Annotated in this window: 27 protein-coding genes; 19 read left to right on the forward strand and 8 right to left on the reverse strand. The window is 42.8% G+C overall.

All coding sequences use genetic code 11. The features are described from left to right. Positions 1-9 precede the first annotated feature (9 nt). The 10 genes from FK220_RS07040 (at position 10) to purD (ending at position 11,323) form a co-directional block, all read left to right on the forward strand. Positions 10-1,143: an NAD-dependent epimerase/dehydratase family protein gene (locus tag FK220_RS07040; RefSeq protein ID WP_152573539.1), complete on the forward strand. Its 1,134-nt coding sequence runs from the start codon at positions 10-12 to the stop codon at positions 1,141-1,143. Between the two features lie 3 nt (positions 1,144-1,146). Further along, entirely contained in the window at positions 1,147-1,818 is a 672-nt protein-coding gene (locus tag FK220_RS07045; protein WP_152573540.1) for a porin family protein, read from the forward strand. Between the two features lie 38 nt (positions 1,819-1,856). Then, on the forward strand, positions 1,857-2,711 hold the full coding sequence (locus FK220_RS07050; RefSeq protein WP_166204807.1) for a glycosyltransferase: 855 nt from the start codon (positions 1,857-1,859) through the stop codon (positions 2,709-2,711). 51 nt (positions 2,712-2,762) lie between these two features. Continuing rightward, positions 2,763-3,482 carry a glycosyltransferase family 2 protein gene (locus FK220_RS07055; protein ID WP_152573542.1) on the forward strand — a complete coding sequence of 240 codons (720 nt, stop codon included), beginning with the start codon at positions 2,763-2,765 and terminating at the stop codon, positions 3,480-3,482. 164 nt (positions 3,483-3,646) lie between these two features. After that, positions 3,647-4,915 carry an MBOAT family O-acyltransferase gene (locus FK220_RS07060; RefSeq protein WP_238718922.1) on the forward strand — a complete coding sequence of 423 codons (1,269 nt, stop codon included), beginning with the start codon at positions 3,647-3,649 and terminating at the stop codon, positions 4,913-4,915. A gap of 4 nt (positions 4,916-4,919) precedes the next feature. Further along, positions 4,920-6,644, forward strand: coding sequence for an alginate O-acetyltransferase AlgX-related protein (locus tag FK220_RS07065; protein ID WP_152573544.1), 1,725 nt, complete (start codon positions 4,920-4,922; stop codon positions 6,642-6,644). An 8-nt stretch (positions 6,645-6,652) separates the two neighbouring features. After that, complete coding sequence (locus FK220_RS07070) at positions 6,653-7,675, forward strand: hypothetical protein (protein WP_152573545.1); 1,023 nt, start codon at positions 6,653-6,655, stop codon at positions 7,673-7,675. Positions 7,676-7,782: 107 nt separating this feature from the next. Next, on the forward strand, positions 7,783-8,973 hold the full coding sequence (locus FK220_RS07075; protein WP_152573546.1) for a glycosyltransferase family 4 protein: 1,191 nt from the start codon (positions 7,783-7,785) through the stop codon (positions 8,971-8,973). 57 nt (positions 8,974-9,030) lie between these two features. Further along, complete coding sequence (locus tag FK220_RS07080) at positions 9,031-10,002, forward strand: UDP-glucuronic acid decarboxylase family protein (protein WP_152573547.1); 972 nt, start codon at positions 9,031-9,033, stop codon at positions 10,000-10,002. 49 nt (positions 10,003-10,051) lie between these two features. Further along, the gene (gene purD, locus FK220_RS07085; RefSeq protein WP_152573548.1) at positions 10,052-11,323 is read left to right on the forward strand and encodes a phosphoribosylamine--glycine ligase; all 1,272 of its coding nucleotides are present in this window, start codon (positions 10,052-10,054) and stop codon (positions 11,321-11,323) included. A 95-nt stretch (positions 11,324-11,418) separates the two neighbouring features. Here the strand turns inward: purD and FK220_RS07090 are convergent, their stop codons facing one another. Continuing rightward, positions 11,419-11,640: a DUF6341 family protein gene (locus FK220_RS07090; RefSeq protein ID WP_152573549.1), complete on the reverse strand. Its 222-nt coding sequence runs from the start codon at positions 11,638-11,640 to the stop codon at positions 11,419-11,421. Positions 11,641-12,099: 459 nt separating this feature from the next. On the opposite strand from FK220_RS07090, the gene FK220_RS07095 reads away from it, so the two are divergent. From FK220_RS07095 to FK220_RS07105, 3 genes are read left to right on the forward strand one after another with little or no spacing between them, the layout of a single operon-like run. Then, on the forward strand, positions 12,100-12,723 hold the full coding sequence (locus FK220_RS07095; RefSeq protein WP_394352413.1) for a hypothetical protein: 624 nt from the start codon (positions 12,100-12,102) through the stop codon (positions 12,721-12,723). 31 nt (positions 12,724-12,754) lie between these two features. Next, positions 12,755-13,357 (forward strand): DUF4254 domain-containing protein, encoded by a 603-nt coding sequence (locus FK220_RS07100; RefSeq protein WP_152573551.1) that lies wholly within the window; start codon positions 12,755-12,757, stop codon positions 13,355-13,357. Next, the gene (locus FK220_RS07105) at positions 13,354-14,415 is read left to right on the forward strand and encodes a glycosyltransferase family 9 protein (RefSeq protein ID WP_238718923.1); all 1,062 of its coding nucleotides are present in this window, start codon (positions 13,354-13,356) and stop codon (positions 14,413-14,415) included. Before FK220_RS07100 ends, FK220_RS07105 begins: the two co-directional genes overlap by 4 nt. 9 nt (positions 14,416-14,424) lie before the next feature. On the opposite strand, the gene FK220_RS07110 is transcribed toward FK220_RS07105, so the two are convergent. The 4 genes from FK220_RS07110 to FK220_RS07125 all read right to left on the reverse strand — a co-directional run bounded on the left by FK220_RS07110 (position 14,425) and on the right by FK220_RS07125 (position 17,481). Beyond that, positions 14,425-15,042 carry a TetR/AcrR family transcriptional regulator gene (locus tag FK220_RS07110; protein ID WP_152573552.1) on the reverse strand — a complete coding sequence of 206 codons (618 nt, stop codon included), beginning with the start codon at positions 15,040-15,042 and terminating at the stop codon, positions 14,425-14,427. A 193-nt stretch (positions 15,043-15,235) separates the two neighbouring features. Beyond that, positions 15,236-16,291, reverse strand: coding sequence for an arsenosugar biosynthesis radical SAM (seleno)protein ArsS (arsS, locus tag FK220_RS07115; protein WP_152573553.1), 1,056 nt, complete (start codon positions 16,289-16,291; stop codon positions 15,236-15,238). A gap of 58 nt (positions 16,292-16,349) precedes the next feature. After that, entirely contained in the window at positions 16,350-16,685 is a 336-nt protein-coding gene (locus tag FK220_RS07120; protein WP_152573554.1) for an arsenosugar biosynthesis-associated peroxidase-like protein, read from the reverse strand. 106 nt (positions 16,686-16,791) lie between these two features. Then, entirely contained in the window at positions 16,792-17,481 is a 690-nt protein-coding gene (locus FK220_RS07125) for a TIGR04282 family arsenosugar biosynthesis glycosyltransferase (RefSeq protein ID WP_152573555.1), read from the reverse strand. 164 nt (positions 17,482-17,645) lie between these two features. Between FK220_RS07125 and FK220_RS07130 the strand changes: the two genes are divergently transcribed. From FK220_RS07130 to FK220_RS07145, 4 genes are all read left to right on the forward strand, one after another. Beyond that, a complete protein-coding gene (locus tag FK220_RS07130; RefSeq protein ID WP_166204809.1) occupies positions 17,646-17,807 on the forward strand; it encodes a hypothetical protein in 162 nt (53 codons plus the stop codon). Between the two features lie 105 nt (positions 17,808-17,912). Continuing rightward, positions 17,913-18,368, forward strand: coding sequence for an Hsp20/alpha crystallin family protein (locus FK220_RS07135; protein WP_152573556.1), 456 nt, complete (start codon positions 17,913-17,915; stop codon positions 18,366-18,368). A 199-nt stretch (positions 18,369-18,567) separates the two neighbouring features. Next, positions 18,568-20,091, forward strand: a complete 1,524-nt coding sequence (locus FK220_RS07140; protein WP_238718924.1) for a Do family serine endopeptidase — start codon at positions 18,568-18,570, stop codon at positions 20,089-20,091. 69 nt (positions 20,092-20,160) lie between these two features. Beyond that, on the forward strand, positions 20,161-20,940 hold the full coding sequence (locus FK220_RS07145) for a patatin-like phospholipase family protein (RefSeq protein WP_152573557.1): 780 nt from the start codon (positions 20,161-20,163) through the stop codon (positions 20,938-20,940). Here the strand turns inward: FK220_RS07145 and FK220_RS07150 are convergent. The 3 genes from FK220_RS07150 to FK220_RS07160 form a co-directional block, all read right to left on the reverse strand. Then, entirely contained in the window at positions 20,906-21,283 is a 378-nt protein-coding gene (locus FK220_RS07150) for a hypothetical protein (protein WP_152573558.1), read from the reverse strand. The two genes, FK220_RS07145 and FK220_RS07150, sit on opposite strands and share 35 nt — an antisense overlap. Before the next feature lie 77 nt (positions 21,284-21,360). Then, positions 21,361-21,921: a Crp/Fnr family transcriptional regulator gene (locus FK220_RS07155; protein WP_152573559.1), complete on the reverse strand. Its 561-nt coding sequence runs from the start codon at positions 21,919-21,921 to the stop codon at positions 21,361-21,363. A gap of 64 nt (positions 21,922-21,985) precedes the next feature. After that, a complete protein-coding gene (locus tag FK220_RS07160; RefSeq protein ID WP_152573560.1) occupies positions 21,986-23,035 on the reverse strand; it encodes a ferredoxin--NADP reductase in 1,050 nt (349 codons plus the stop codon). A 131-nt stretch (positions 23,036-23,166) separates the two neighbouring features. On the opposite strand from FK220_RS07160, the gene FK220_RS07165 reads away from it, so the two are divergent. Continuing rightward, on the forward strand, positions 23,167-24,636 hold the full coding sequence (locus FK220_RS07165; RefSeq protein ID WP_152573561.1) for a DUF5687 family protein: 1,470 nt from the start codon (positions 23,167-23,169) through the stop codon (positions 24,634-24,636). 91 nt (positions 24,637-24,727) lie between these two features. Then, a complete protein-coding gene (locus tag FK220_RS07170) occupies positions 24,728-25,456 on the forward strand; it encodes an ABC transporter ATP-binding protein (RefSeq protein WP_152573562.1) in 729 nt (242 codons plus the stop codon). Positions 25,457-25,564: the final 108 nt, after the last annotated feature.

Below are 25,564 nucleotides of genomic sequence, written 5' to 3' on the forward strand. Positions count from 1 at the left end.
AATCATTGCATGAAACATATTTTGATTACCGGTGGGGCAGGATTTATTGGTTCCAATCTCGCACTAAAACTGATTTCCAAGGGCTATGAAATTACTGTTTTGGACAGTCTTTCAGAGCAAATCCATGGAAAAGACCCCGAGGAATCCTCACCCTTGTACAATTCCATAAAAGATAAGGTCAAATTGATCAAAGGGGATGTTACCAATATTGGGGATTGGAAAAAAGCCATAGCAGGGCAGGATGCTATAGTCCACTTTGCGGCAGAGACAGGAACGGGTCAGTCTATGTACGAAGTGAATAAATATGTATCTGTCAACATACAGGGAACTGCACTCATGTTAGACCTTTTGGTCAATATGTCCAACGGTGTAAAAAAAGTGATTATCGCCTCGTCTAGATCAATTTATGGAGAGGGAAAGTACTTTAGCAAAGAATTGGGGCATGTATATCCGGAGCACAGGGACGGGGCCGATATGGACCAAAAGGACTTTGAGGTGAAGTACCCTGACAGTTCGCCCTTGGAATTGGTAGCGACTGATGAAGAATCAAAAATACATCCATCATCGGTTTACGGAATAACCAAGCAGAATCAGGAGCAGATGGTGATGACCGTATGCCCTACCGTTGGAATCTCGCCCGTGGCCTTCCGTTACCAAAACGTGTATGGCCCTGGGCAATCCTTGTCCAATCCATATACCGGAATTCTATCCATTTTTTCCACCCAGATCAAGAATGGCAACGGCATCAACATTTTTGAGGACGGCAAAGAAAGCCGTGATTTTGTCTATATAGACGATGTGGTCGATGCGACTATTCTTGGACTGGAAAAGGAGGAGGCCAATGGGGAAGTTTTTAATGTAGGAACGGGAGTGGCAACGGATGTGGTTACCGTTGCCAATACCCTAATTCAAAACTATGGGATCGAAACCCCATTGACCATTACTGGGAATTACAGGCTTGGGGATATACGACATAATTATGCAGACCTTAGTAAGATAAGGGCCAAACTGGGTTTTGAACCGAAGGTCGATTTCAAAGAGGGCATTCGCTGTTTCACGGAATGGGTGAACACCCAAGAAATCAAGGAAGACCATTATGAAAAGTCCATCGCTGAAATGAAGAAGAAGGGCATGTACAGGTAAGCTATGAGAAAAATCCTTTCCTTATTCCTACTACTAATTTCAATCGCTTCCTATGGACAGGACTTTGGGATAAGTGCTGGAATAAACAGTTTCAACCTAAGGGAGCATTTTATTCCTACCCCTAGAAGTTGTTGCAAGACCAGCACGTCGGATTTTTTAAATTATCAAAACGTATTTGGTGTCAACTTTGGCGGATTTGCGAATTTTAGACTCAACGACCTGTTGTCAATCTTGGGAGAGCTGCAATATAGTCAAAAAGGATTTCAGGCAGATGGCGTCAAAAACCCTTTTCTGGAATTTCAAACCGAATATTATGCCCGAAAACTCACACTTAATTATTTGGAGCTCCCCATAATGCTAAAAGCAACCATCGGGAAACAAAAAAAATGGTCTCCATATGCATTGGGAGGAATCTATTTTTCATATTTGCTAAGTGGTAGGCACCAGCTATACGATGCTCCACCAAATGTTCGTGTCAATTCGGTAGATGAGCTTATGGACAATTTTGATTGGGGCATTCGAGCGGGTTTGGGGGTTACCTATCTAAGGTTTTCTATGGATGTAAATTTTGTGGCAGGGATATATAATGCTACTGGCCCCTTTCCTTTTGGTGCCAGAAAAAAGAACGTGGGATGGAACGCTACATTGAGGTACTGGATAAATGTACGAAAATAGATTTTGCAAAATTTCACCATAGGCGTAATCAGACTTATATGAATGATTTCATAAACTCCCTCTCGATTATTATCGTGGTATACAACACCGCCCTGGATGATTCCGAGTCGTTCCAATCGGTGGTGGCAATGGTAGGGAACGGAACCCCGCTAGATATCTTCGTTTATGACAACTCCCCCAACCCACAGCGCATTGGAGAGTATCCCGGATTGCGGATTACTTATTTTCATGACCCAAAAAACTCCGGGGTGAGTAAAGCATACAATACCGGGGCCGCCCATGCCCGGCAGCACCAAAATAAATGGGTCTTACTTCTCGATCAAGACACTGTTTTGCCCTATACCATCCTGGCCGACTATGAAAAAGCAGTGGCCCAAAACCCGGAAATTGATCTGTTTGTTCCCATACTACGTTTGGCCAACGGCAAAATATTCTCTCCTTGTACCTTTAAATTTAAAAGGGGGTTTTATCCCGATGATCTGAAATTGGGTGTAAACCCACTAGACCGATTATCCCCGGTGAACAGTGGAATGCTGGTGAGCGTTGAAGCTTTTTTTAGTGTTGAAGGATATAATGAGCAGGTAAAACTGGATTTTGCCGACTTTCAGTTTATTGAGCGTTTTCGAAAGCGATATCCCGATTTTTATGTGATGGATGTGGAATGCCAACAGGATTTCTCGGATGACGAAGTTTCTTATTCCAGTCAGGCAAACCGGTTTAAGTATTATTGCGAAGGGGCGCGAAATATCGAAAAAAGAGGGGTTTGGGATTGGCTTCAGTATAATGGAGTCGTTTTTCTTAGGGCCTTGAGACTAACGGGGCGGTACAGGGAATGGCAGTTTTTAAAGACCTATTTCAACAATTTTTTGTTTCCTAACCATTCAAAGCCATAGCAAACACCTGGATTTGTCTTAAGTTTGCACCCAGATACCATCCCTGACCGCATGAAGATTTCAGTTTGCATGGCCACCTACAATGGAGCGCAATTTTTACGGGAGCAACTGGACTCTGTATTGAAGCAATTATCCGCCAATGACGAATTGATTATTTCGGACGATGGTTCCACAGATCGAACGGTCGATATCATTGAGTCTTACGCTGACGAGCGAATACAACTATTTCACTCAACCCATCAAAATCTGATCTTCAATTTCGAAAATGCCTTGAAAAGGGCAAGCGGGGACCTTATTTTCCTATGCGACCAAGATGACATCTGGTTCGATAATAAGGTAGAGAAATGTGTTCACTATCTAAAAAAATACGCATTGGTATTTTCAAATGCGGCCATGTTTCAAGGAGAAAAAATAGAGGAAAACGAGCTTTTCTTTAAAGATTCCAGAAAGAAGACCGGCACACTGTCCAATTTGATTAAAGTTAAGTTTTTGGGGGCCACGATGGCCTTTAGAAGAGCTATTTTGGAAAGGGCCCTTCCCTTTCCGCGAAATTTGGCGATGCATGATATCTGGCTGGGAATGATTGCCGAAACAACGGCCTCTACCTTTTATATCGATGAACCTCTTATTTATTATCGAAGGCACCAAAATACCGCCTCCACCGCAGGTAATAAAAGTAAAAATTCCCTTTACACTAAAATAAAGATCAGATATGACCTTGTAATCAACCTATGCAAGCGCGTTTGGTTTAAGAAACCAGAAAACAACTAAGTTTTACTTCCAATATGGTATTTAGCTCTACGGTTTTTCTTTTTATTTTCTTGCCGCTGGTTTTGACTATCAATTTTTTATTGAAACAGGAGTATCGAAATTTTTTCCTCCTTCTTGCCAGTTTGGTGTTTTATGCATGGGGTGAGGGCATCCTAGTTTTACTTATGCTTTCTTCTATAAGTGTCAATTACATTTCAGGAATTGGTATCTCGTATTTTCTCGAACGCAAGCACAGCTATTCTAAAATAATTTTGGCCTTGGCGGTGACCGTCAATCTTAGCCTTTTGTTTTATTACAAGTATGCCAATTTCATTGTAGCGACCCTCAAGGAAATGGGGTTTTACCTGGAATACGACCATAAAAATATTCTCTTGCCAATTGGGATCTCATTCTTTACCTTCCAAGGCATTTCTTATTTGGTGGACGTGCACCGAAAAGAAACTCCAGTGCAACATAACCTCTTTCATTTGGGGTTATATATCTCGTTTTTTCCACAGTTGATTGCAGGCCCCATTGTGCGGTACCATGATATTGCCCAAGAGATAAAGGAGCGTTCTATCGATGTGTCTTTGTTCACCGCGGGAGTAATTAGGTTTATCCGTGGCCTTGCCAAAAAAGTAATTATTGCAAACAGTGCCGCCCTAATTGCCGACCAGGTATTTTCTGTTACAGTTACTGAAATATCTACCCTTACCGCTTGGATGGGCATTATATGCTATACCATTCAAATATATTTTGATTTTTCCGGCTATTCGGATATGGCCATAGGATTGGGAAAAATGTTGGGGTTCAATTTTAAGGAGAATTTTAACTATCCCTACATTTCTAAGTCTATCCAGGATTTTTGGAGAAGATGGCATATTTCACTTTCAACCTGGTTCAGGGACTATTTATACATTCCTTTGGGGGGCAACAGAAAAGGCCTAGGGAGAACCTATGCCAATTTGATCATTGTTTTTTTTGTTACCGGGCTGTGGCATGGGGCTAGTTGGAACTTTGTCTTTTGGGGCCTTTTCCATGGTGCCTTTCTTATATTGGAGCGAAGCGGGATTTTAGATACTAAAAAATGGCCTATAATGTTTCAGCATATTTATGTCTTGGGAACTGTTGTCGTGGGATGGGTATTTTTCAGGGCAGAAACGATGACCGATGCATTCGCTTATTTAAACAATATGATCGGACGGTCTGGAGGGGACGATACTACTGCTCTAATCTATGTAAACCCTTATGTGCTGTTTATAATGCTATTAGCAATTATTTTTTCCATGCCGGTACGTCAAAGAATGAATGAAGCCATTTTGAAGGTTAAGTCGACTTGGGTACGGACAGGGTTTAGAACTGGGATTTATTTTTTTTATATCGCCTTGTTGGTATTGTCCATTATAGAATTGGCACAATCCAGTTATAACCCTTTTATTTATTATAGATTTTGAGATAATGATATTGAATAACATCGGAAAGAGGTATCTCGTAGCCCTGCTAGGGATGGCAACGTTTTTGTTCTTGGCCAATTATTTGAAAAAATCCGAGAGCAAAGAATTGGAGCAAATGGTGGTGGTACTGAATGCAAAAGTCCCACAGGATGACGTTTTCCAACTGTTCTATTGGGAAAGGGGCGAATCGAAGTTTCAGATTGCCAATTCAGTTCGGACGAAAGTTACCGGATCTCAACAATTTCAGAATATCACCTTTGAACTCCCCAACATCTACGATCTTTTTCGTTTGCGGTTGGATATCGGAGAAAATTTGAACCAAGGGACTGTCAATATTAAACAAATCAGGTTTATCAAAAAGGGGGGAGCACTGGTATATGGAATTGAGGAATTTAAGAGGTTGTTTGCGCCAAACAAGTATGTTGCTCAATCCAAAAACGGGAGCTTTGAGGGAAAACGAGATACCATTAACATGAAACCCGTTTATGACCCCTATTTTATTTCGGTGGACAGCTCCACGGAAATGGAGTCGATCAGCGAGAACAAGCTTACCCAATATCCATACCTGATTTCAGCTTTTATCTGCTTGGCCATTTTTTTATTTGTGGGATATAACGTAAATCGAATTTCCGTTTCACCAGAAGCCCTCTTTGTAGGAGCCTTCGTTCTTATTCTCATACTGCCTACGCTGCAGAACCAACTACAGCTTACTGAACCCTTGGAGAACCTTGAGAAAAGGGAACTTGCCGAAATGCCGGAGTATTCATGGAGTAAATCATTTACCAGGGAATTTGAAACCTATTACAATGATAATTTTGGCCTCCGAAATAATCTCGTCAACTGGGGAGGCACCTACAGAACGAAGCTTTTTCGATCCTCGATACATCCCGAACTTGTGAAATTTGGGAAGAAAAAATGGCTTTTTTACAACAAGATGGAAGGAAGTAGAATGTTTAAAAGTTATGCTAGGACCAACTTACTTCCTCAAGATACCCTGCGTATGGTCATAAACAAGTGGGAGGACAAAAAAAAGCGGTTCGATGCAGAGGGGCGAAAGTACTTTTTGTCCTTTTGGCCTAATAAGCACAGTATTTACCCCGAGTATCTCCCGATTACAATGAAAGTGCAGATAAAGGATACCCTCTCTAGGGTAGACCAAATCCTTCAGCAACTTGCAAAGGATAACTCCCCTATTAAGTTACACGATGTTAGACCAGAGTTATTGCAATCAAAGGGAGAAAAAGTGTTGTATCATAAGTTCGATTCCCATTGGAACGATTATGGAGCTTTCTTGGCATACCGTTCTTTTTTTAACGCAAATAAGGAGGCACTTGGAATGTTACCAAAGTCTGAGGAAGACTTTGAAATCCGATGGGAGGATTATTCCGGCGGGGAGTTTATACAAATGCTCGGCGTTAGGAACAAAGGGTTTTTTAAGGAAAAAAACCCAAAATTTACTATTAAGGAAAACAAAGACCAAATAGAATATTTACCAATAGATGGGTTTCCAAGATTAACCGTTCGAACAAGAAACGAACATTGCGGTAACAAAATAAAAGCTCTAATTTTTAGGGATTCATTCTCGAATAGTTTAATCCAGTTCTTCTCATTGCATTTTTACGAAGTAACCTATATATGGGGATATAAGGAATATTATGTTGGCAAAGTACAGCCGGATATTATCATAGAGGGTTTTGTGGAAAGGGAAATAGGAGAGAAAATTAAGTAAGAAGTAGCATGAAAACGACGAAAGCCTTCATTAGTAAAAGAATCCTACTTTTTTCACCCCAATTTTTTGGTTACGGTCAAGAAATTGCAAATAAATTGGAATCTTTTGGGGCTGAAGTAGATTATTTTGATGAGCGTCCGGGAAATGATTTCGTTACCAAGGCTATTATTCGTCTTAACAAATCCCTACTATCAAAAAAAATAGATAGGTATTACCAAAGGATTATTTCACAATTAAAAAAGGATACCTATCATTTTGTAGTGTTTCTTAATGCAGAGGCGATATCCCCCCAAAACCTTCGGCTATTGCGAGAAAATCAGCGGGCGGCAACCTTTGTTCTTTATATGTGGGATTCCCTGAAAAACAAGAAATACACTTTGGACCTGTTACCACATTTTGATCGAAAACTTACATTTGATAAGGAAGATAGCCTTGTTCCTCAATATGGATTTCATTTTAGACCCTTGTTTTTTCTTGACATGTTCAGAGATATTAATGGCTGCGACGAACAGACCGTTACAGACCTTTTGTTCGTAGGCACTGTACATAGTGATCGTTATCAACTGTTGATGGATGTAAAAAAAGAATGCGGGAAATTAGGCAAGAACGTTGATTTCTTTATGTTCTTTCCAAGCAAGAAGCTGTTTTACGCCCAAAAAGCCGCTAACAAGTCATTCAAGACCGCCAAAATATCAGATTTTGAGTTCAACTCCTTAGGCAAACAAGCTTTGATTCAAAAGATATCAAAGAGCAGGGTGGTCCTGGACATCCAACATCCTAGTCAAAAAGGGCTCACCATGCGCACTATTGAAATGATAGGGGCCAAAAAGAAGATAATAACGACCAACAAGGAAATTTTAGACTATGATTTTTATAACCCCAACAATATCTACTATATGAATAGGAAAAACATGGTCTTGGAAAGCAGTTTTTTTGAGACACCCTACCAAGACTTAGATAATGATATTTATTATAAATATTCTATCGAAGGGTGGTTAGAGGAGGTGTTTTGGACGCCCATTGCAAAATAAACTTCGCCCAGTTTTAGTAACTTTGCGGGCAACGCTTAAAAATTATGCTATGAAAACCGTCTTTTGAACAATAAACCATACCTTCCAATAATCTTTAAACCTAGCAGTTGTTTTTTCTAGAAACGGCAATATTGATATTTATAGGAGCATTCCTACTCACCTATCTCACCATCCCAAAAATCATTAAAGTGGTCGAGCATAAACGTTTGATGGATGACCCTAATCAGCGTAGTTCGCACTCATTAAGAACTCCCACTTTGGGAGGTGTGGCTTTCTTTTACACGCTGGTTTTTGCTTTATTTTTCATCAGGGGCCGTGATGCGTTCGATGAGGCGATGTACATTATTCCTGGTCTTACGATATTATTCATTGTGGGATTAAAAGATGATTTGGTGGTCATCTCGCCGGGGGCCAAGCTCATTGCACAAGTATTGGCAATCGCTTTTATTTTGGCGAACCCAAGCTTTACCATTTTCTCGCTGAACGGTTTTCTGAACATTAATGAAATACCCTTTTATCTTTATTTGATCATTGGGGGATTCATGATGCTCACGATCATCAATTCGTACAATTTGATCGATGGGATTGATGGTTTGGCCTCTGTAGTGGGTATCGTGATCATGGTCATCTATACAACCATCTTTTACCTGACCGAGGAATATTTTTTTGCATTATTGAGCATTACGGTGAATGCCAGTTTAATGGCTTTTCTCGGTTTTAATCTTTCTTCCGACAAAAAGATATTTATGGGCGACACGGGTTCCCTTATTGTCGGTTTTGTAATCAGTATTTTAACCTTGAAGTTTTTGGCCCTTCGGCCCCATGCCTATACAGAACTGCCTTTTCTTCTTGAAAATGCCCCTTTGATAGCGATTAGTATTCTAATCGTTCCATTATTCGACACAGCAAGGGTATTTGCCATACGGATTGCCAATAAAAAAGCACCTTTTTCGCCGGATCGAAACCATACCCACCATGTACTAATCGATTATTGGGGGCTTACCCATAAACAGGCCAGTTTTATTATCGGTTGTTTCAATTTGCTGTTTGTAATGTTGTTTATTGTTTTAGGCAGTACCGCTAAAAATTTAGGAATGGTGATTATGCTTGTTTCGGTCGTTATCATCTTAGGCTATATTTTCTTTAAGTACAACTACAGCTTTTCCACCTTGAAACAGAAAATTTTGTTGAGAAGAAAGGTAAATCGGATTAAGGGAAAGGTGGAGGAGACAAACTTTAAAAGAAAAAAGACGAAAAAGGAAAGGAAAAATTTAAAGGAAGAGCAACAGGAAAATTAGTTTGTTTATTATTTGAAAGTGTTTCCCAATGTTCGGTTAAAGACTAAAAAGTAGAAGTTGAAAAAAGTATTGATTACCGGAGCTGCCGGTTTCCTAGGATCGCATTTGTGCGACCGTTTCATAAAGGAAGGGTTTCATGTGATTGCGATGGACAATCTGATTACGGGCGACCTTAAGAACATTGAACACCTCTTTCCCCTGGAGCAGTTCGAGTTTTATCACCACGATGTGACCAAGTTTGTACATGTTCCTGGGAAGTTGGATTATATTCTTCACTTTGCTTCGCCCGCAAGCCCCATCGATTATCTAAAAATTCCCATTGAGACCTTGAAGGTAGGCTCGCTGGGAACTTTAAATCTATTGGGACTGGCCAAGGAAAAGAAAGCGACGATTTTGGTGGCCTCTACCTCGGAGGTGTATGGCGATCCGTTAGTGCACCCCCAAAACGAGGAGTATTACGGGAATGTAAGCCCCATCGGCCCTAGGGGAGTCTATGACGAGGCCAAACGCTTTATGGAGTCGATTACGATGGCCTACCATCGTTTTCATGGGGTCGATACACGAATTGTGCGAATATTTAATACCTATGGCTCACGGATGCGCTTAAACGACGGGCGGGTGGTGCCCGCTTTCATGGGTCAGGCACTTCGAGGGGAAGATTTGACGGTGTTCGGTGATGGCAGCCAGACCCGATCTTTCTGTTATATAGACGATCAGGTAGAGGGCATATACCGATTGTTATTTAGTGAATACACCGACCCTATCAATATTGGTAATCCCCATGAAACGACCATAAAGGAGTTTGCGGAAGAGATCATAAAGTTAACGGGCACCCACCAAAAGATAGTCTACAAACCTTTGCCGCAGGACGACCCAATGCAACGGCAACCAGATATATCCAGGGCGAAGGAAATTTTGGATTGGGAACCTAAAGTAGCCCGTTCACAAGGATTAAAAATCGTATACGATTATTTCAAATCGCTGCCAACAGCAGTATTACAGCGAAAAGCGCATAGGGAATTCAAATAGGGTAGGGTGAATAACAGTAGCGCATTATTGGTATAAACTAGTGAAAAAAATGAACATATTAATTCTTGGTTCCGGAGGTCGGGAACATACCTTGGCATGGAAACTTAGTCAGAGCCCCAAGCTTGGAAAGTTGTTTGTGGCTCCAGGCAATGCCGGTACCGCAACAATCGCAAATAATATACTGATTGGTGTAAATGAATTCGAAAAGATTAAGGAAACCGTACTCCAAGAAGACATCGGCATGGTGGTGGTCGGTCCTGAAGATCCCTTGGTCAACGGGGTGCACGATTTCTTTTTGACCGATTCGGCATTGGGCCATATTGCGGTAATCGGTCCGCAGAAGGCAGCGGCCCGGCTCGAAGGGAGCAAGGAGTTTGCCAAGGAGTTCATGAAGCGGCACAACATACCTACCGCGGCCTATAAGAGCTTCACGTCGGATACGTTAGAGGAAGGATATGCCTTTTTGGAAGGGTTACACCCCCCCTTCGTTTTGAAAGCCGATGGTTTGGCGGCAGGCAAAGGTGTATTGATTTTGGACGATTTGGAAGAAGCGAAGACGGAACTCAGGACCATGCTAGTCGATGCCAAATTCGGAAACGCTAGCGCAACCGTCGTGATAGAAGAGTTTTTAGCAGGTATCGAACTCAGTGTTTTTGTGCTTACCGATGGCGAAGGATATAAAGTACTCCCAACGGCGAAAGACTATAAACGCATTGGAGAGGGCGACACCGGACTCAATACAGGCGGTATGGGGGCCATATCACCCGTTCCTTTCGCCGATACCGTTTTTATGGATAAAGTACACGAGCGAATAGTGAAACCGACCGTAGAAGGGCTTAAAATCGATAATCTGCCTTATAAGGGTTTTATTTTCATCGGTCTGATAAAAGTAGATGATGATCCTTTTGTGATCGAGTACAACGTACGAATGGGAGACCCCGAGACCGAGGTGGTGGTCCCCCGGATAAAAAATGACTTGGTCGAACTCTTTGAGGCCGTGGCCCAGGGTACCTTGGAGGATATTGACCTAGAGATTGAGCGGGCAGCAGCCACTACTGTGATGCTCGTCTCGGGAGGTTATCCCGAAGCCTATGAAAAGGGAAAGCATATTACAGGGTACGAACATATCAAAGACTCCTTGGTTTTCCATGCCGGTACTCAAAATAAAGGGGGACACGTCGTGACCAGTGGCGGCAGGGTCATGGCAATTACCTCTTTTGGGATTGATTTTAAGGAAGCGCTCAAAAAATCGTACGGAAATGTGAAGAAGGTCCATTTCGATAACATGAACTACAGAAAGGATATAGGATTCGACCTATGACAAACCTTCTATGAACCAGGAATCCAAACACGAATGGCCGTTACTGGTATCCCACGAACCAGCTACTTCGGGCAGGCTAGCTTAGTAAATGCCACCTATAGATACGAATGAGAGGTGATGCTCTTATCCTCCTCGCCCCGGTCGTTGTACTTCTTCAATTCAAGCATCCAATATACGAAGGCAACCATACCGATAATGAAAAACAGCCAATTTACGACATTGGAGGTCCACCAGTTTTCCATAAAACGAAAGAAATCATAGGGAGAAAAAAGATAATTAACGAACAAATCCTCGATACCTTCAAAAAATGCTTTCATGTGCTTGTATTAGTGCTTATTCAACGCGAACTGATGGCCACTGATTGTTTAAAACGGTTTGTTTTGCATGACCTGCCCTCAGTTTTGATTCCCCAAGGCCGATGTTATCAGTATATTTGCTTTGCAAAAATATAAAAACACGAGATGATTTCAAGCTTTTTTAGCAAAACAAAGCCAATAAACTATATTGTTATCCTCGCTTTCGTTTTTATTTTCTACTGGTTCACCCTTTTTTTTGTTTTTGATAGTTCTTTTGGCCCGGAACAATTGCTATTACACCTGGTGGTTTTAGGGATACTATCTTTCGGGTTTTTCGTGATCAACTTCATATTGAAACGCAATAAGGTAACGGCACCAAATTCTTATAGTCTGTTATTTTTTGCCCTTTTAATGGTTGTTTTTCCGGAGACTTTGGTAGATAACAATGCAATTTGCTGCAGCTTTTTTCTTCTTTTATCGATGAGAAGATTAATTAGCTTACGTTCGTTAAAGAACATAAGGGTCAAGATTTTTGATGCCACGATTTGGATCATGGTGGCCAGTTTGTTTTATGATTGGGCCGTGCTCTACCTGATTTTGGTGTTTATGGCCATTTATATCTACGAACCGAAAAACTTTCGAAATTGGTTGGTTCCATTCGCTGGCATCTTCACGGTTTTAATGATTTCTTACTGCGTACTGGTCCTCGCCGGAAGAACCGATTTCATGTGGGAACATTACGGTTTTGACTATGTTTTCAACCAAACTTATTTTCTGAATTGGGGCAACAGTACCAAGCTAGTGCTCTATGTCATAGGCATTTCGACGGTCGGCCTGTTTTCTTTCATACGATTGGGAAAGGCCGGTATGGGGAAAGTAGCCACCATGAGGCTTATTGCAATGCTTTTTTTTCTAGGAATCGTCCTAAAGATATTAACTACCTCCGAGGGTGTATACCCTATTATGGTAACCTTTTTTCCAGCCTCGGTTTTTTTGACGAAATACATCGAGTCCATTAGAAGACCAAATATCAAGGAGATTGCGTTGATGCTTTCTATTTTCGTGCCGTTCATGATATTTTTTGTAGGCTTGACCGTAAAATAATATGGGTATCTTTGCCCCTAAATCGTATCCTATGTTCAGTGATTTTGCCTTTCGCATTTTTGAAGAGAGTATTAACAACTACCACATCAAGGACAAAGTGGATCAGCCTTTTGAAAATCCTTACCCAAAGGATGATGTCGCCCATTTGTTATACCGTAAAAATTGGATCGATACGGTGCAATGGCACTATGAAGATCTCATTAGGGATCCGGGAATCGATCCCGCCGATGCCTTGGTACTTAAACGCAAAATTGATGCGAGCAATCAAGATCGTACCGATTTGGTCGAGTACATAGACGGTTATTTTTTAAAAAAATACCAATCGGTAGAAGTGCTTGAAAACGCCACGATCAATACTGAAAGTCCTGCTTGGGCTATCGACCGTTTGTCTATTTTGGCACTAAAGATTTACCACATGCAGGAGGAAGCGAACCGAACCGATGCCACTTCGGAACATGTTAAAAAGTGTCAAGGGAAACTTGCAGTCTTGTTAGAGCAAAGAAAAGACCTTTCTACGGCTATTGACCAGTTGTTGGCAGATATCGAAACAGGCAGAAAGTACATGAAAGTGTACCGGCAGATGAAGATGTACAACGACGACGAACTGAATCCTGTACTTCGGCGACAAAAATGAAGCCTTCCCCGGCGGTCATGGATAAAAAAGAACATATTTTGGTCATGCGCCTGTCCGCGATGGGCGATGTGGCAATGACTGTGCCGCTGCTTGTGGCCCTCCAACGGCAATATCCTACCGTGAAGATTACCGTTTTGACAAGAGGTTTTTTTTCACCCATGTTTTCCCAGCTTTCAAATACCCATGTTTTCCCAGCCGATCTAAAGGGAAGGCATAAAGGGGTTTTTGGGTTGTTTAGGCTGTACAAAGAGCTAAAAGCCTTAGGTATAGAGCGTGTGGCCGATTTGCACAATGTGTTGCGTAGCAATGTGCTAAAACGATATTTCTTGTGGGGCGGATTCCCTTTTTTTCAGATTGATAAAGGACGGGCAGGCAAAAAGACGCTGACGGCTGCACGAAATAAGGTATTCGAACCTTTGAAAACCACACATCAACGCTATGCGGATGTTTTCGTCCAAATGGGATATCCTTTAAACCTTTCCGTCCCATCCTTTTTATCCAAGGAAACATTGTCCAATACAGCGCACGCCTTGGTAGGAAGGAATACCCAAAAATGGCTGGGTATCGCCCCTTTTGCCGCTTATAAGGGCAAGCAATATCCGATCGAGCTTATGCAACAGGTCATTACATCCCTTCAAAAAACGAAGAAGTACAAAGTTTTGCTGTTTGGCGGTGGAAAGGAAGAGCAGCTACAGTTGGAAAAAATGGCAGCCGATAATGACTGCACTTCTGTCGCAGGGCAGTTATCTTTTGCAGAGGAACTGGCCTTAATTTCCAATTTGGACCTAATGGTCGCAATGGATAGTGGAAACGCCCATTTGGCAGCTATGTACGGGATTCCTGTAATTACCTTATGGGGCATAACGCATCCCTTTGCGGGGTTTTATCCTTTTGGACAGGAAGAGGGCCTGGCATTATTGGCCGATAGGGAACGGTTTCCGCTCATTCCCACATCCGTCTACGGGAACAAAGCTCCCAAAGGCTATGAAAAGGCAATCGCGAGTATTCCGCCCGAAAAGGTTGTAGAAAAGATACAAGAAGTACTTACGGTCACTTGAGCAACGTTCCTAGACGGGAGTCGTTCTTGCCTCCAACGATTTGAAGTAATGTCGAAGCTGCGACATAAACCGATACTTTCGGGCCGAGGGGGCATTTTCGACCATCAAGGTACGAACACCCATATAGGCGCTCATCAAAAAAACAGCCACGCCTTCGGCATCGACGTGTCGATCAATATGGCCATTGAACTTTCCACGTTGTATGGCAGACACCAGATTTACCTCCCATACCCTCAGGATATCGTTCAAGTGTTTCATGATTTTTTGGTTTCTGCCGTTGAACTCATTGATGAAGTTGTTCAGTACAAAGCCATAATCAAGATCGTTATGTACGGCGGTTTCAAGTGCATCTTCAAAGCAATTTGAAATCAGGTCCAAGGTATGTTCATGCCCTTCTATTGGCTCGATAAGCATGCTGTATACTTTGCGTACCAACAGATTTTCGATAATCTGGATAAAAAAATCCTCTTTCGATTCGAAATGGTAATAGAAAGCACCTTTTGAAAGGGACAATTCTTTGAGGATGTCGTCAATACTGGTATTGTAATAACCGTTGGTGTAGAAAAGGCGCAGACCGGTAACTTGCATCCGTTGCATAGTTGCCATACGTTTTAGGTTCTTATCCATAAGATTTGGGTTTTATGTTAAACCGACCGCTAAGTCTTTTATGAATAACAAGGAAAGCGCTAGGTTATTCATTAATAGGGGTCAAAGGGTAATTAAAATCGACAAAGTGCAAAAAATACTAGCGATCGGCCCCCTATTCCTAAGAGTGACCAACCTTTTGGTCGGTAAGTACATCACCAAAAGCACCGCTTTTTCAAACGACAGAACCTTGGCAACTGCTCCCCGCCCCGGCGGTACATCCGTAGCAATGCTGGGAGATGATGATATTTCGGTCGTTGAGGACGGTCTCGTTGTAGTCCCTTATGTGTTGAATCTTGCTAGCCACCTTCAAGCCCAACATTTGGTTGAAATCGCAATCGTAGATCCACCCGTCCCAACCAATTGATAAGGTGTTGGTACACATTACGTTTTCGACCGCGGCGGGATTATAGGCTTCCACTAAGGCATACATATAATCCTCATAGTTACCGGAGGCGATGAGATAGTCCAAGAATCGGGAAATCGGCAGGTTGGTAATGGCAAAGAGGTTGTGGAAATCAATTTTAAAATCTTCTTTCAACGCCTTTTTAAAATCCCTTTCCATTGCGGCCTGGTCCCCCGGTAAAAAAGCTCCGGAGGGGTTATAGACTAAATCCAAGCGGAGCGGGCTATTGGGGATCCCATACCCTATGGCGTTCAGTTCTTGTAAGGCTTTTATCGATTTATCGAAAACACCATCCCCACGTTGCTTATCGGTCTTGCCCCGGGTATAATGGGGCATCGAAGAGATAACGTGCACATTGTGTTTTTTGAAGAATTCGGGCAAATCGTGGTATTTCTTATTGGCTCTGATGATGGTCAAATTAGACCGCACGATAAAGTCTTTGATACCCGCCTTGGCCGCTTCCTCGACGAACCATCGAAAATCAGGGTTCATTTCGGGGGCTCCGCCCGTAAGGTCCAGTGTATGCGCACCGGTAGTGCGAACGATGTCCAAGCACAGGGACATCGTCTCACGAGTCATAATTTCCTTTCGATCGGGGCCGGCATCGACATGGCAATGCTCACAAACCTGGTTGCACATATACCCCACATTGATTTGAAGAATTTCGAGCTTTCTAGGGCGCAAGGGAAAATGCCCCGTTTTGGCAATTTTGTCCTTAAAATAGGGGAGTTCCCCATTGGCAAAGACACCACCGTTGAGAACTTCCAATTGTTTGTTGCTTTCGGCAAGCATGTTTTCTCTTGCCCTTAACGATTTTGTAGCCATTTTTAAATATTCGGTAACTTAGTGTTCATTAGTGTCGCATCTTGCAACCGCCCAGCACTTACATGCTTAATTTATTGTACTTATTCATCATCTGTACGCCATGTACCAAAGTGGCTCCGCTTTCAATGGCGGCACCGGCATGCACCGCTTCCATCATTTCCTCCTTGGTGATGCCTCTTTGCAGGCCATCTTTTGTATAGGCGTCGATACAGTAAGGGCATTTGACCACATGGGCCACTGCCAATGCAATGAGGGATTTTTCCCGAGCGCTCAAGGCCCCTTCCTCGAAAACCTTTCCGTAATACTCAAAAAACCTGTTACCAAGTTCTTCGCTCCATTCCGTGATGTTTCCAAATTTTCTAAGGTCTGCCGGATCGTAATATGAATTTGCCATGTGAATTTGTTTTAATAGAATAGTGTGGTCTCTTTAGACTATGTACGATGGCCTAGGAGACGCTGTTACGTTTTAAGAAGGGCTTGAGCCCTAAAAAATAAGGAGATTAGCAGGAAAAAGGAGAACCTTTGTTATAGGCCACCGAGGAATTGAATAGAAGAGCGCCAGGGAACTGATAATGGTACCCGTGCTCGCCAATACCTAGGATGAATACGACGATTCCCAGAACGGTCGTCGAAACGCCTTTGACAAGCCGGAAACATTGGGGCAAGTCTGCGGCAGTATCAATGTCGAATAAGGTCGGAAGCTTGAAAACCTTGACTTTGTCCTTTAAAACCAACTTAAGAAGTGCCTTCGTAACACTGGAAGTTTGCCAGGGGAGCTCCCTAAAAGTAGATGCGTTGAATTGGGACCGATGGACTCCCATCAAATAAAAACCGCCGTCGGTTGCAGGTCCTAAAACGAATTTATTTTCCTGTAACTGCTTTTTAGCCTGTAAAATGTGGGAAACCCGAAGCTGAGGGGTATCGCCTCCCAAGGTAATTATTTGCTCATATCCTTGCTCAAAAACCGTTTTAATGGCATTGGTAAACCTATCCCCAAAAGTTTCACCTTTTTGAGAGCTTTCATCCATATGAAGATAAGAAAGCCCTGTTTTGCGAATTGTTTTGAGGGTCTGTTGCGTGAGTGCATCGAAGAGCAGATTACCTTGGTCAATAGCCTTATGCCTCATTTCCTCTTCCGGGGAACGGGCAAATACGAGAACGAGGGTGTTATCTTTTATGGGGCGACCCATTGCGATCCTTTAGTCAATAAAATTACAAAGAAATAATTAGTGCCTAGGTCGTGAACTTTGTGGATTCTCTACGTTGGAAAAAATTAAAAAATTTTTAGCAATACCAAGAATTTGGGTGGCACGGAATTTGTCCTGTTGAATCACGGTTATTAAAACATCTATTTATGGAAAAGTTGGCATACGGTCTATCGATTCTGACGGTTCTCTACTTGGTGTTTTTATACTTCACCGCCAAGCTGTTTTTTGAGGACTTTAGGATAATTCCGCGTCGGGAAAAGTCGAACGGCGCCGATGGGAAACATCCCAAGCGGCACTTGAAAAAATGACAGTTTTCTATGCGATAGCTGTCAATTTTTCAGTTCTTTTGACCATTTTCCGGCATTACGGATAGCACTTTGTTTAATTGATTGTTTAACCTAAATTTTTAAGTTATGAGTACAGAAGTAACCGTACCTAACAACGGTAATGTAGTCAGGCCAAGTTTAAATTCATGGATAAGCGATTGGTTTGGCGACGATCTAAGTAGTATGTTTAACGGCAACTTCAACAGAGGTATCACACTCCCAGCCGTTAATATAAGGGAAACAGGCGACGCTTATTTCGTCGAGATGGCGGTTCCAGGAATGAAAAAGTCCGATTTTGAAATTGCCTTGGAAAATAACGTTTTGCTCATCTCGACAGGACGGGAACATCAGGAAGAATCGGAAGAGGGTACCTATACCCGTCGCGAGTTCGGCTACTCAGCCTTTCGCCGAAGCTTCACCTTACCTGAAACGGTGGATGAACAAAAAATTATGGCCACCTATCAAGATGGCTTATTGTCAGTGCATCTACCCAAAAAGGAGGAGGCGAAAAAGAAACCGGCTAGGACCATTACAATTTCCTAAATCGTTTTTATGGAGCGGCCGAACGCCGCTCCTCATTTTTGTCCAGTACGCGCTTAACAGCACGGTCAAACTTCCGCAATAGGAATAACCTGTTTTTAACTATTTATTATCATATTTTGTCAAAACACTAACATTTGATGGCATAAGATTTGCTCATTGGAACCCGCAAAAAATTAGAAAACCTATAAATCAAATTTCTATGATGACACATTTGAAAAAGAACAGATCCAAGTTAACAGTTTACTTCTTTTCGGCCTTGATAGCCCTCATTGTAAGCCTTGCGGCAATGAGTTTGAACAAGAACGAAGAATCAAAAAATACCGCAGCGGTACAGGTAGTCGATGTGCCTAGCAAGAAGGTACTCTACACGGCCGATAATGAAGGCAATATCAAACCCCTTGATTTTACCGAAACGACCGACAAGGTGCTGGACGCCGTGGTGCATATTAAATCTACAAAAACAGCTTCTTCCGGAATGGCAGAGGCACGCCAATTGCCAGATCCCTTTAGGGAATTCTTTGGGGATAGGTTTAAAGGCCAATCACCGGAAGGACTACAACCCATGCCTATGGTGGGCACAGGTTCTGGTGTAATTATTAACGAAAAAGGGTACATCGTGACCAATAATCACGTTATTGAGAATGCCGATGAGGTCGAGGTAACCCTATACAATAATGAATCCTACAAGGCAACGGTGATCGGAACCGATCCCTCGACCGATTTGGCATTGCTTCAAATAAAGGCTGACAATCTAAAAACGATGGCGCTGATCAACTCCGACGATGTTGAGGTCGGGGAGTGGGTGTTGGCCGTTGGAAACCCCTTGGGATTGAACTCTACGGTAACCGCCGGTATCGTTAGTGCCAAAGCCAGGAATATCAATATCAACAAAGATAAGTTTGCTGTGGAGAGCTTCATCCAGACCGACGCGGCAATCAATCCTGGAAACAGCGGGGGCGCCTTGGTGAACCTAGACGGAAATCTCATTGGAATCAATACGGCCATCGCCAGTAGAACAGGCACCTATAATGGTTATGGTTTTGCCGTACCGAGTAACATTGTGACCAAAGTTGTCGAGGACCTCTTAAAGTATGGGACCGTGCAACGGGGCATGTTGGGTGTAACCATTCGTACAATGGATAGTGGTTTAGCCAAAGAGAAAAGGGTCGATTTTGTCAAAGGAGTCTGGGTAGAGAACGTCGGGGAAGGCAGCGCCGCTCAAAAGGCAGGAATCGAACCCGGGGATATTATTTTGGAGGCCAACGGAAAACAGACCCTTACCTCACCGAGATTACAGGAGATCATTGCAAGCAAAAGACCCGGCGATAAGGTCGATATTTCCATTAATCGTGAAGGTAAAATAAAGGAGTTTGAAGTAGTACTTCAAAATACCCAGGGCACCACAGACATCAACAAAAAAGAGAAGAAGGAAGTACTTAACCTCTTAGGGGCAGATTTTGAGACCATTGACAAAGAGATGGCAAAAAAGCTGAATATCGACGGAGGTGTACAAGTAGTACGCCTGTATCCTGGACAAATCAGAAAGCAAACCCAAATGCGGGAAGGTTTTGTCATCACCCACATCGATGGTAAAAAAGTGGAAACGGTTGCCGAAGTGGCCGAAATTTTGGAAGGCAAGCAGGGAGGCGTTATGTTAGAGGGAGTCTACGACGGTCAACCGGGCAAATACTATTATGCCTTTGGTCTCGACAATTCTTTCTAAGTCGATATTTTGAGTAGTTTTGATGCCGTATGGAATCTATCCATACGGCATTTTTTGTAATCGAATAAGATGAAGGCATTGCAATCAGAATCCGTAGGCCTTGTGCTCTCGGGGGGAGGTGTACGGGGGATGGCGCATATTGGAGTGTTGAGAGCTTTGGAACAGCATGGTATTTCGGCACAAATAGTTTCGGGGAGTAGTGTCGGTGCCTTGGTAGCGGCCTTGTACGCAAACGGAAACCCGGTGCAGGATATGCTAAAATTCTTTAAGGAGACGCCGCTGTTCAAATACAACTTCATCACCATCTTGAAGCCGGGGCTTGTTGATACTGAACGTTATTTCGATATTTTCAAGGGCTATTTCCCCGAAAACAGTTTCGAAGCCCTCGAACGGCAGCTACATGTGGTTGCTACGAACTTACAGAAAGGGGAGGAGGAGTTTTTCTCCCAAGGGGAGTTAATACATCCACTTTTGGCCTCGGCCGCCTTACCACCGGTGTTCGGACCGGTAGAAATCAACAACTGTTTATATGCCGATGGGGGTATCATGAACAATTTTCCCCTAGAGCCTATTAAAGATAAGGCCGACTTTATGATTGGAAGTAACGTTTCGGTCATTAAGCAGGTCGAAAAAAAGAATATCAGTTCTTCGTTACAGCTGGCCAACCGAACCACGGCGCTAATGATCTACGCGATCAATCGGCAAAAAATACACCAATGTGACCTTATTTTCGAAGCGATGGAATTGGAAAAAATCGGGGTATTGGATAAGAAGGGTATCGAAAAAGCCTATGTCATTGGCTACGACCATGCGGCTAGGAAATTGGAAAAATATCTTTCCAAGGAATAACAAACGGCAGCACCGCGCACCAGACAATAAAAAAGGTGCCCATACCAGTAGGATAGGGCTGTTTATGCCATAACGCGGGAAGCAGTACGAAAAGTACCCAGGAGCCTTTATATATCAACTGAAAAAGGAGAACCAACGCCATTTTCCTGGGATAAAAAAGACCGACGACGGAGAGTAGGAAGATAGCCCACCAAAAACTGCCGACCAATCGGATGACCTCCGAATAGGGATAAGCATTTTGGAATACCGTAGCGCCTGCTTTTTTGGGGTCGAACAAGGAGGTTATACCAATCCAACCAGCCACCACGATATTGGCGATATAAACAATTTTTAAGGCAATCATTTTCAGCAAATATGTGAAGCAAATCTAAGTGAGACAAAGCACAAATTAGTTACCGTATGGTAAATTTTGTTTCTTCATCAAATATTTCTACGGATGCGGCTCAATGATTGTTGGGTGATTCCCAGATAGGACGCCAAATGTTTCAAGGGTACCCGCCGTACTAATTCTGGCCTGTTTTCCAATAGCAACCGATAACGATGTTCCGCGGTTTCGTTTTGTAGCTCTTCCAGAATGTTTTCGGTAAAGAACTGTACCTCTTGGGTAATCTTATCGGCGAATCGTTTCCATACCGTCATTTGAAGCAATTCCTGGTGTTGCTCGTAACTTATTTGCCAAATGATGCTATCCTCCAACGCTTCTATGCTTTCCCTGGCTGGCTGTCGTTGGTTGAAACTACGCTGGGAGGTGAACATATAAGGAGCCTCTGTGAAAAACTTGGTAACAGACTCCCCATCTTTCCAAAGATAGAACCGCAAAAGACCGTCTTCCAAAAAGCAAAGGTGGTTGCTGATGTCGCCTTCCTTCAATAGTAACTGCCCTTTCCCGACAACAATTTTCTGAAACGTGGGCGCTATCGTATTCCAATCCTCAGGGGTGAAGTCGACATACCGGGAAAAAAAAGTTCTAAAAGCTTCCAACCATTTGTAATTAAAACCAAAAGCATCTTGCTATTGGCGCGAAGGATCCAGGCCCCATCTTTGGCTAAACATCGTCATAATCGACCTTCAAGGTAGGTGTCAGCGGATGTGCCTGGCAGGTAAGGATAAATCCGTCGGCAATTTCCCCATCGGTCAAGATCTGGTTTTTGACCATGTCGGCCTTCCCTTCCTTTATCCGGGCAATACAGCTACTGCACACCCCGCCCTGACAGGAGTAGGGAGCATCGATATTCTCCTTTAAGACTGCATCGAGCACCAACATTTTACGGTCCATGCTAAACGAAAAGGTTTCGTCGTCTACCGTCACTTCAACTTGGGTCTGTCCATCTTCGGCTACGGGAAACTCTTCCAGTATTTCGTCGGTCGTAAACAACTCAAAATGAATGTTTTCCTCTACCACCCCGTTTTCCTTAAGGGTATCCTCGACCAAACGGATCATAGGTTCCGGTCCACAGATATAGTAGGCATCAAATTGTAGGTCTTTGTGCTTGTTTTTGAGCGCGTAGTTCACCGTAGAAACATCGATACGACCGAACAACGCATCTGTCTCCCTGGCCTGGCTATTAATGAAATAAACAAAAAACCGATTGGTATAGTCTAATTGTAATTTGGTCAAATCGGTATAGAACATGGTCTCCTCGTTCGATTTGTTCCCGTAGACCAAAACAAATTTATTGTCCGGGTGGCTGTCCAGCACTGTTCGGGCGATGCTCATAATCGGGGTAATACCACTACCAGCTGCAAAAGCTGCAATATTCTTCGCTTGATCCGATGCCTTGAAAACGAACCTTCCTTCTGGAGGCATAACCTCTAGTATATCGCCCGCCTTTAATCGGGAATTGGCATAATCCGAGAATCCACCACGATCTACTTTCTTGACCCCAATGGTAATACCGGCACTTTTTGGGGATGAGCTTATCGAATAGGCCCTGCGAAGTTCTTCGCCCTTTATTTCCTTCTTGATGGTAATATATTGCCCCGCCGTAAAAGCAAAGGTCTGAAGAAGGTCTTTGGGAACATCAAAGGTGATGGCGACCGAATTGGGGGTCAATTTTTTGACTTTTGATACGGTTAGTGGGTGAAAAAGGCTCATGCAGACAATTTTGGTGCAAAACTAAGCATTGAAGCGACCATTTGAAACTGGAAGGTCTAAAAAATACAAGGGTTTTGTAACAATAGCTTATTTTTAAACACAAACGAATAGCACCAAATTGCAGGTCAAACATGTTCAAGCATTTTACGACCCTTCAATGGAAATCTTTTTTTAGATCCGCTTCCCTAGGGAAAAGTTTGGCTATCAAGATTTTGATGGGCTTTTTTGCGCTCTATATGTTGAGTACGATGCTTATGGCCGGTATCGGACTTTTTTTTGGACTGCAAAAGGCCTTTCCAGGAACAGACCCATTGACAATGGTGAGTAATTACCTCATCTATTGGGTCTTGGCGGAACTGTTCTTTCGTTATTTTATGCAGAAACTTCCAGTGATGGACATCAAACCATTACTTACCATTCCAATAAAGAAAAGAGCAATCACCCATTATGTTCTTGGGCGTTCGGGGGTGTCGATTTACAATCTTTTCGATTTAGTATTCTTCACGCCTTTCACCGTTGTTTTGCTTTTTCAGGGATATCCGGTCCTACATGTTATTGGTTGGTTCGTGGCGATGATAGCAGTGGTGCTAAGTATCAACTATATCAATTTTCTGATCAATAAAAGCAATACGGCCCTTTTAGCGTTGCTGATACTTTTGGGAGGGTCGTATGGCCTCGATTATTTTGATATCTATCCGGTTCATGAGCTGGCCGGCAGGCTTTTTTATACGCTGTACCAACAACCTGTATTCGCTATAATTCCTATTCTGTTGACCATAGCGCTCTATTCGATCAATTATCGCTTTTTGAGAAATAGGATTTTTTTAGATGCTTCCTTAAGGCAAAAAACGAAAGAGGCGGTGACTTCGGATTTGTCATGGACCCGAAAATTTGGTGATATTGCCCCTTTTTTACAGCTAGACTTAAAATTGATATGGCGTAACAAGCGTACCAAAGTACAGGTATTCGTATCGCTGGCGATGATTTTTTATGGACTCATTTTCTATTCGATAGAAGATTTTGGTCTTAACTCCGTGATTATGGTGGTCGTCGGTATATTGATGACCGGTATTTTTTTAATGAATTTCGGGCAGTTTATTCCGGCTTGGGATAGCGCCTACTTCAGCATGATCATGTCCCAGAACATTCCGTTGAGAAAGTATCTCGAGGCCAAAGCCGGATTGATTGCCCTGAGTGTCGTCGTCATGTTCTTACTGTCGATTCCCTATGTATATTTTGGATGGCAGGCACTGGCCATCAACTTTAGTACGGCCTTGTACAATTTGGGAATCAATATTCCAGTCATTCTTTTTTTTGGGTCTATGAACAAAAAACGAATTGATCTCACAAAAAGCCCTGTAGGCAATATACAGGGCACCGGAGCGGCCCAGTTTTTGGTCGGGATACCTCTTTTTGGAGCCCCTATGCTCATTTATGGTATTTTGACCCTATTGTTTTCTTTTGAAGTGGCGATAGCAAGTCTGGCCATCTTAGGTATTGTAGGTTTTGCGTATCGAAAACCTATTCTTGACACCATAACTCTCAGTTATCGCAAGAAAAAATACGGTATGATCGCTGGTTTTCAAGAAAAGAACGGATAGTTAATAACGGAATAGTATGTTTGAGGGGGACCTGAAAATTGAACCGTAACAACCTCATAAACGCCTTTGGCTAGAAATTGAAGATTGTATTATGATAACAGCACAGCACCTTACCAAAAAATATGGAAATCAGATAGTGCTCAACATAGAAAGTCTGGAGATTCCCAAAGGCCAAAGTTTCGGCTTGGTCGGCAATAACGGGGCGGGAAAGACTACCTTCTTTAGTTTGTTGCTAGATTTGATTCAGCCTACCACGGGTCACATCATGAACAATGGCATGCAAGTAAATACCAGTGAAGCTTGGAAACCTTTCACCTCGGCATTTATAGACGAATCGTTTTTGATCGGGTATCTCACGCCCGAAGAGTATTTCTATTTTATAGGGGAGCTGCGCGGACAGAACAAGGCCGACGTGAATGCGTTGCTGGCAAATTTTGAGGACTTTTTTCACGGTGAGATTCTAGGTCAGAAAAAATACCTTCGAGACCTTTCCAAAGGAAACCAAAAGAAATCTGGTATTGTCGCCTCCTTTATCGGTAACCCGGAGGTGGTTGTTTTAGACGAGCCCTTTGCCAATTTGGATCCTACTACGCAGATTCGGTTAAAAGGTGTTTTGAAAGATTTGGCGGCCCAGCAAAGAGTAACCGTGTTAGTGTCGAGCCACGATTTAATGCATGTAACCGAGGTCTGTGAGCGCATCGTGGTGTTGAATAAGGGAGAGGTAGTGAAAGATATTCAAACCTCCGAAAAGACGCTCGAAGAATTGGAATTGTTTTTTGGAAAAAAGTCCGATTCATCAAAAACGGCCTCAGGAACCTAGATTTGCTTGGTTTTCACCGGCATCATCCCGCAACAGACCGCTTGGTCGGTTAGTAAGATCGGTTTTGGGAGGGTATCATTCCAATGCTTCGACGACAAGATGGCTTAC

The organism is Pelagihabitans pacificus (genome assembly GCF_009371985.2).
GTDB classification, from domain to species: Bacteria; Bacteroidota; Bacteroidia; order Flavobacteriales; family Flavobacteriaceae; genus Pelagihabitans; species Pelagihabitans pacificus.

Excerpts from the sequence above, each read along its gene's own strand:
- FK220_RS07040 (WP_152573539.1), top strand. The coding sequence starts at position 10 with ATGAAACATATTTTGATTACCGGTGGGGCAGGATTTATTGGTTCCAAT.
- FK220_RS07045 (WP_152573540.1), top strand. The coding sequence starts at position 1,147 with ATGAGAAAAATCCTTTCCTTATTCCTACTACTAATTTCAATCGCTTCC.
- FK220_RS07050 (WP_166204807.1), top strand. The coding sequence starts at position 1,857 with ATGAATGATTTCATAAACTCCCTCTCGATTATTATCGTGGTATACAAC.
- FK220_RS07055 (WP_152573542.1), top strand. The coding sequence starts at position 2,763 with ATGAAGATTTCAGTTTGCATGGCCACCTACAATGGAGCGCAATTTTTA.
- FK220_RS07060 (WP_238718922.1), top strand. The coding sequence starts at position 3,647 with ATGCTTTCTTCTATAAGTGTCAATTACATTTCAGGAATTGGTATCTCG.
- FK220_RS07065 (WP_152573544.1), top strand. The coding sequence starts at position 4,920 with ATGATATTGAATAACATCGGAAAGAGGTATCTCGTAGCCCTGCTAGGG.
- FK220_RS07070 (WP_152573545.1), top strand. The coding sequence starts at position 6,653 with ATGAAAACGACGAAAGCCTTCATTAGTAAAAGAATCCTACTTTTTTCA.
- purD (WP_152573548.1), top strand. The coding sequence starts at position 10,052 with ATGAACATATTAATTCTTGGTTCCGGAGGTCGGGAACATACCTTGGCA.
- FK220_RS07090 (WP_152573549.1), bottom strand. The coding sequence starts at position 11,640 with ATGAAAGCATTTTTTGAAGGTATCGAGGATTTGTTCGTTAATTATCTT.
- FK220_RS07095 (WP_394352413.1), top strand. The coding sequence starts at position 12,100 with ATGAGAAGATTAATTAGCTTACGTTCGTTAAAGAACATAAGGGTCAAG.
- FK220_RS07100 (WP_152573551.1), top strand. The coding sequence starts at position 12,755 with ATGTTCAGTGATTTTGCCTTTCGCATTTTTGAAGAGAGTATTAACAAC.
- FK220_RS07105 (WP_238718923.1), top strand. The coding sequence starts at position 13,354 with ATGAAGCCTTCCCCGGCGGTCATGGATAAAAAAGAACATATTTTGGTC.
- FK220_RS07110 (WP_152573552.1), bottom strand. The coding sequence starts at position 15,042 with ATGGATAAGAACCTAAAACGTATGGCAACTATGCAACGGATGCAAGTT.
- arsS (WP_152573553.1), bottom strand. The coding sequence starts at position 16,291 with ATGGCTACAAAATCGTTAAGGGCAAGAGAAAACATGCTTGCCGAAAGC.
- FK220_RS07120 (WP_152573554.1), bottom strand. The coding sequence starts at position 16,685 with ATGGCAAATTCATATTACGATCCGGCAGACCTTAGAAAATTTGGAAAC.
- FK220_RS07125 (WP_152573555.1), bottom strand. The coding sequence starts at position 17,481 with ATGGGTCGCCCCATAAAAGATAACACCCTCGTTCTCGTATTTGCCCGT.
- FK220_RS07130 (WP_166204809.1), top strand. The coding sequence starts at position 17,646 with ATGGAAAAGTTGGCATACGGTCTATCGATTCTGACGGTTCTCTACTTG.
- FK220_RS07135 (WP_152573556.1), top strand. The coding sequence starts at position 17,913 with ATGAGTACAGAAGTAACCGTACCTAACAACGGTAATGTAGTCAGGCCA.
- FK220_RS07140 (WP_238718924.1), top strand. The coding sequence starts at position 18,568 with ATGATGACACATTTGAAAAAGAACAGATCCAAGTTAACAGTTTACTTC.
- FK220_RS07145 (WP_152573557.1), top strand. The coding sequence starts at position 20,161 with ATGAAGGCATTGCAATCAGAATCCGTAGGCCTTGTGCTCTCGGGGGGA.
- FK220_RS07150 (WP_152573558.1), bottom strand. The coding sequence starts at position 21,283 with ATGATTGCCTTAAAAATTGTTTATATCGCCAATATCGTGGTGGCTGGT.
- FK220_RS07160 (WP_152573560.1), bottom strand. The coding sequence starts at position 23,035 with ATGAGCCTTTTTCACCCACTAACCGTATCAAAAGTCAAAAAATTGACC.
- FK220_RS07165 (WP_152573561.1), top strand. The coding sequence starts at position 23,167 with ATGTTCAAGCATTTTACGACCCTTCAATGGAAATCTTTTTTTAGATCC.
- FK220_RS07170 (WP_152573562.1), top strand. The coding sequence starts at position 24,728 with ATGATAACAGCACAGCACCTTACCAAAAAATATGGAAATCAGATAGTG.